Source organism: Streptosporangium sp. NPDC004631, assembly GCF_053601935.1.
Window position 1 is genome coordinate 1 of sequence record NZ_JBSGCR010000068.1, and the last position, 4,159, is coordinate 4,159.

The window sequence follows — 4,159 nt, forward strand, 5'->3', positions numbered from 1 at the left end:
ATCTCATCATCGGCACCGGCCGGTCGGCGATCGGCACCCTGGTGGAGCGCACGACACGGTTCACCCTGCTGTTGCACCTGCCTCGGATGGAGGGCCTTAGATTCAGACGATCAACGCAACGCTGCAAGTGGACAGGTGGATCGTGGCTCGGATGGGTCGGCCGGGAATGTCGGACGCGATGAAAGAGGACTTGTGGCGGCGGTGGCGTGCCGGTGACTCCATCAGCGTGATCTCCCGGGCACTGGGCAAACCCCCAGGGTCGGTTTTCACGGTGCTGAAGCACCATGGCGGCATCGCGCCGACCGAGCGGATGCGCCGGGCCGACCGTTTGAGCGCCGAGGACCGGGAATCGATCTCTCGCGGCCTCGAAGCTGGAGCCTCACTACGTTCGATCGCCGTGTCGATCGGCCGGTCGGCATCCACGGTGAGCCGGGAGGTCGCCCGCAACGGCGGCCGGGTGAAGTACCGTGCGGTCGCCGCCGAGCAACGCGCTCAAGAGCAGGCACGCCGCCCAAAACCGTCCGCCCTGCAGGACAACCCGGTGCTGCGCCAGCTGGTGATTGAACTGCTCGACAACGAGTGGTCCCCAGAGCAGATCGTGGGACATCTGCGGCTGATGCACGCCGGCAGCCCGCTCATGCGGATCAGCCACGAAAGCATCTACCGCGCGATCTACACGACCCGGTGGAAAGTGATCCCGCGTGAGCTGTGCACCAAGCTGCGCACGCGCCGTCCCATCCGCAAAAACAAAAAGAACACGGTCAAGGGCCAGTGGCGTTCCCAGATCACCGGGGCACGGCCGATCGAGGAACGGCCTGACGCAGCCAACGCCCGAATCGAGCTCGGCCACCTCGAAGGCGATCTCATCGTCGGAGCCAAGAACAGCCAGGTCGCGACGCTGGTCGACCGCAAGTCCCGCTACCTGACCATGGTCGCGCTACCCAGCCGTCACACCACGACGGTCATCCCCGCCCTGCAGCAGGCGTTCTCACGGATGAATGCTCGCCTGCTCAGCACTCTGACCTGGGACCGCGGTATGGAACTCGCCGGCCACCGGCTGCTGACCGAAGCGACCGGCGTCGACGTCTTCTTCGCAGCACCGCGCAGCCCATGGCAGCGGGGCACGAACGAGAACACGAACAAACTGATCCGGCAATACCTACCAAAAGGCACCGATCTGAGCCTGTACAGCCAAGCCGACCTCGACGCCCTGGCCGCCCGACTCAACAACCGCCCCCGCAAGTGTCTCGGCTACCGAACCCCGGCCCAATGCGTTGCCTTGACTCTTTGAATCTAAGTCGAAGGTACCGAACACGCCGAGCTCTACCCGGACACCCTCGGCTTCTACGAACCCTGGGACGGCTCATACGACACTTGACAGCCTGATCCGCTTGGAAGGGAACAGGCGTGGAGTGCGCCGGAGCTCGGGTTGTCAGTGACAACTCGTCCACCACTCCACCACGCCCGTGGACGTAACCCGCAACCGGACTGGGCCCCGTCCAAGGTCGTTGTCACCCAGGTGGTCATTCAGCGGGGCGGTGGCGGCAGCCTGGAGACGCGGCTGAGGTGGGAAACGTGCAGGATCTCAGCTGTCTAGCGTTGCTTGAGGCGGAGTGCTTCTTTGCGGGTCTCGGCGTGGAGGGACCGCTCGCGCTCCAGCCACGCCGGGTTCTCCGCTTTCAGCGCATCGATCTCAGCGGTGGTGAGCGGTCCGGTGATCCCACCTCTGAGCAGGCCGGCAATGGAGACCCTGAGCTTCGCGGCGATGACCTGCTTGGTGTGCGGGCCGTTGCGGCGCAGGTCAGCGAGCCAGGCGGGTGGCGTCGACTGCAACTCGTTCAGCTCGTCCCTGGAGACGACACTCGCCTGGAACTCGGCGGGAGTGGCCGAGAGGGGGACACCCAGCTTCTTGGCCGCGGTCGCGGGCTTCATTGTCTGGGTGGTCTTCGGTTTGGGCGAGGTCATGACGTCAAGAGTAGTCAGCCGGAACAGGTTCCTTTGACGTCGGTACCCTGAGGAAGTGACTGATGGAGAGACCGGCAGGATGTTTCGACTGGCGTACGTGCCCGGGGTGACACCCGCGAAATGGGTCAACGTCTGGAGCGAGAGAATGCCCGGCGTGCCGGTTACCCTGGTCGCGGTTCCCGCCGCCGAGGTGGTGGGACTCCTGCGGAATGGCGGTGCCGACGCCGGATTCGTCAGGCTGCCGGTCGACCGGGACGGGCTTAGCGTGATTCCTCTCTACGTGGAGACCACGGTGGTCATGGTGCCTAAGGACCACACGGTGGCCGCCGCCGACGAGGTGGCCATCGCCGACCTTATCGACGACGAGGTGTTCCATCCTCTGGACGACACCATCGAGTGGACGGTCCGGCCCGGGCTGCCCGCGTTCACCCGCCCGGCCACAACGGCGGACGCGGTCGAGCTGGTAGCGGCCGGCACTGGGATTCTCCTGGTTCCGCTGTCGCTGGCACGCCTCCACCACCGCAGGGATCTCACTTACCGGCCGGTGCCGGACGCGCCGCAGTCTCAGGTCGCGCTGAGCTGGCCCACGGACGCGACCACTGACCTGGTGGAAGATTTCATCGGCATCGTCCGCGGCCGGACGGTGAACAGTTCGCGGGGCCGTACCCCCGCCTCCCCCGCGGAGAAACCGGCACAGCGGCAGGCACAAAAACCCGCACAGAACGGCTCCGGTCGCCGGGCCGTGCCAACCGGCCGTAAAAAGAAGGGCCACCGGTCTCGGTGACCCGCAGACAAATGCGCCGATCACCTTTGGCAATGATGTGAACGAGGCCACTTTCCGACCCTCAGGGGTGGCCTCTGCTTGCGGGCATGACCAGGAGGAGGTCGGCCAGCCGGACTGCTTTCCTCGCCACACGCCTGGCTCCACGACCTGCGGCACATCCACGCCACGACGCTGCTCCTGGCCGACGTCCCCGTCCACGCCGTCGCAGCCCGTCTCGGCCATGCCGACCCGTCCATCACCCTGCACGTCTACGCTCACGTGATCCGGGCGGCGGAGGCCTATGCGGCCGACGTCTTCGCCAAGGCCGTCGGTGGACAGTGAGCGACCCCCTGTTACTGAGGTTGAAGCCCGGAAGTTAGATCACCGACGGCGGTTTATGACCGTTGAGTGACCATCTGTTCGGTATGCCGGAATTATGAGGTATCCGGAAGACGGTGGATTGACCGCTAAAGACGGAGCGCGACGTGAGGTGGTGATCACCTGGTGGAGGACCGAGCAGTGGCGGCGGATAAAAGGACGGCGGCGGCTCAGGACGCGTGGGTGTGCTTCCAGGACGAGGCCGGCCGGATCTTGAGACCGCCCAAGGCACGCACCTGGTCACGGCGCGAGCATACCCCGGTCGTGACCGTGCCGGGCAACGGCTCGGGCCGAGTGTCGATCGCCGGCCTGGTCTGCTGCAAACCCCGGCGGCGCAGCCGGTTGATCTACCGGATCCGGCTGCACCGAGGGCGTAAAGGTGAGCGCCGCAGCTTCGCCGAACGTGATGACGCCGGCCTGCTGGACGCCGCCCACCAACAGCTCGGCGCGCCGATCGTGCTGGTGCGGGACAACCTGAACACCCATATCAGTGCCGCGATGCGGTCATACATCGCCGCCCGTGATCGGCTGACGGTCTACCGGCTGCCCGCCTATGCCCCCGAACGCAAAGGTGGCCGAGGGCATCTGGGCCAACCTCCGCAACGGACTGGGCAACCTGAACCTCACCGGCTTGGACGCCCTCAACGCGATCATCAGGACCCGGCTGAAACGCATGCGGTACCGGCCCGACCTCATCACCGGCTTCTTCAACGAGACCGGCCCGCCCTTCAACCTGACTTAACCTCGAAGATTTAACCTCAGTAACGGGACTTTCGTTCCGATGCTCGTCATGCCCGAGCACAGGGGGACGCTCACAAGGCCCCCGAAAATGGCCAAGGCCACCAACAACACGAGCGGGCGGGGGCTGTCGTAGCTACAACATCACTCACAGCGAGCGCGTCACACGGCGACGATCACCTTCGACCACTTGTGGAACGGTGATCGCTGGTGCGTGCCGGGGGTGTCAGCGGCCCGGCTGGATGGTGATCAGTATCGGCTGTTCGGTGATCTGCAGGGTATGCGGGGCGGGCGTGGAGCGTCCGTCCAAGAATC

5 protein-coding genes and 1 pseudogene are annotated in these 4,159 nt (G+C 65.5%); 5 read left to right on the forward strand and 1 reads right to left on the reverse strand.

The genetic code is table 11. The features are described 5' to 3' along the window. Positions 1-178 precede the first annotated feature (178 nt). Positions 179-1,291 (forward strand): IS30 family transposase, encoded by a 1,113-nt coding sequence (locus ACWEF2_RS31495; protein ID WP_453819892.1) that lies wholly within the window; start codon positions 179-181, stop codon positions 1,289-1,291. A gap of 302 nt (positions 1,292-1,593) precedes the next feature. Here the strand turns inward: ACWEF2_RS31495 and ACWEF2_RS31500 are convergent, their stop codons facing one another. Further along, positions 1,594-1,965, reverse strand: coding sequence for a DUF5997 family protein (locus ACWEF2_RS31500; protein ID WP_453819893.1), 372 nt, complete (start codon positions 1,963-1,965; stop codon positions 1,594-1,596). A gap of 79 nt (positions 1,966-2,044) precedes the next feature. On the opposite strand from ACWEF2_RS31500, the gene ACWEF2_RS31505 reads away from it, so the two are divergent. The 4 genes and pseudogenes from ACWEF2_RS31505 (at position 2,045) to ACWEF2_RS31520 (ending at position 3,848) form a co-directional block, all read left to right on the forward strand. After that, positions 2,045-2,749 carry a LysR family substrate-binding domain-containing protein gene (locus ACWEF2_RS31505; protein ID WP_453819894.1) on the forward strand — a complete coding sequence of 235 codons (705 nt, stop codon included), beginning with the start codon at positions 2,045-2,047 and terminating at the stop codon, positions 2,747-2,749. Between the two features lie 114 nt (positions 2,750-2,863). Beyond that, positions 2,864-3,070 (forward strand): tyrosine-type recombinase/integrase, encoded by a 207-nt coding sequence (locus ACWEF2_RS31510; RefSeq protein WP_453819895.1) that lies wholly within the window; start codon positions 2,864-2,866, stop codon positions 3,068-3,070. 219 nt (positions 3,071-3,289) lie between these two features. Beyond that, positions 3,290-3,610: pseudogene (locus ACWEF2_RS31515) on the forward strand (IS630 family transposase); the annotation flags it as partial. Positions 3,611-3,659: 49 nt separating this feature from the next. Next, a complete protein-coding gene (locus tag ACWEF2_RS31520; RefSeq protein ID WP_453819896.1) occupies positions 3,660-3,848 on the forward strand; it encodes a hypothetical protein in 189 nt (62 codons plus the stop codon). Positions 3,849-4,159 lie beyond the last annotated feature (311 nt).

What these genes read in the sequence shown, in the direction of transcription:
- ACWEF2_RS31495 (WP_453819892.1), top strand. Translation starts at nt 179, where the DNA reads ATGAAAGAGGACTTGTGGCGGCGGTGGCGTGCCGGTGACTCCATCAGC.
- ACWEF2_RS31500 (WP_453819893.1), bottom strand. Translation starts at nt 1,965, where the DNA reads ATGACCTCGCCCAAACCGAAGACCACCCAGACAATGAAGCCCGCGACC.
- ACWEF2_RS31505 (WP_453819894.1), top strand. Translation starts at nt 2,045, where the DNA reads ATGTTTCGACTGGCGTACGTGCCCGGGGTGACACCCGCGAAATGGGTC.
- ACWEF2_RS31520 (WP_453819896.1), top strand. Translation starts at nt 3,660, where the DNA reads ATGCCCCCGAACGCAAAGGTGGCCGAGGGCATCTGGGCCAACCTCCGC.